The 881-nt window shown below is 48.8% G+C and carries 1 protein-coding gene; it reads right to left on the bottom strand.

From position 1 onward, the window contains the following. Positions 1-97 precede the first annotated feature (97 nt). A complete protein-coding gene (locus DW49_RS0124075; protein WP_024421473.1) occupies positions 98-718 on the bottom strand; it encodes a hypothetical protein in 621 nt (206 codons plus the stop codon). Between the last annotated feature and the right edge of the window lie 163 nt (positions 719-881).

Genomic DNA, 881 nt, shown 5'->3' with positions numbered 1-881 from the left:
TGTTTTCGAAAAAATCAGCCACCAACTAACGGAAAATTCAAATCTTATCAATAGCTTAGCTTGCAGGTTATGGGTAACTTATTTCGAAAACAGTACACTAGCGTGATGCGTACTGTGGACACTCATTTGAACCACAGAGGAACACGACATGAGCGTCATTGTAATAACGGGCGGTAGCCGCGGAATCGGTGCAAGTACAGCTGAACACGCCGATGGCAGCGTTAGTGGTCGTCGGTTTAAGACTGGTAAGCCAGCGACTCTCGTCGGTCATTCCGAGATCTGCAGGAAATTGCGGTAATGCGCTTAGCAACGCATTTTTCGACGCTGTGAGGTGCTGGCTGACTTTGTCTGACACAGCGATCAATGACGCTACGAATTTCATCTGGCTTGGCTCGTAGCTGGCCTCGCTTTTACCCATGTACTGGTTAGCAGTTTTGGTGTCGAAGATCTGGGCGTGGCGTAGTAGGGGGTCTGCACCCTGGGCAAGCGTCCAGTCGATTGTTCGCTGATTTTCTCCCGCTGAGACTTGGAATTTAGCGCTGCAGGCCACTGGCTCTTCGACGAAGACGTTAGGGTGAATCTCGTCTTTCGACCTTGAGCCGCATGCTTGTTTCAGAAGGCGTGCATACCCGCTTTTTCCCGAACCATTTTGGCCGTAGAACACTGTAATGTTGCCGGGGCCAAAAGGTAGCGAAGCACCGGGTTTGATGGCATTCAACCCGTGGACTTCTGATATCCCTTCAATTCTGATGGCTGGACGATTAGCAGCGAGGGCCAAAGAACTAGTGTACTGTTTTCGAAAAAATCAGCCACCAACTAACGGAAAATTCAAATCTTATCAATAGCTTAGCTTGCAGGTTATGGGTAACTTATTTCGAAAA

It is taken from the genome of Pseudomonas avellanae BPIC 631 (genome assembly GCF_000444135.1).
Lineage (GTDB): Bacteria > Pseudomonadota > Gammaproteobacteria > Pseudomonadales > Pseudomonadaceae > Aquipseudomonas > Aquipseudomonas avellanae.
The sequence above is the reverse complement of the archived record's forward strand: the minus strand, read 5'-3'. Positions and strand labels throughout refer to the sequence as shown.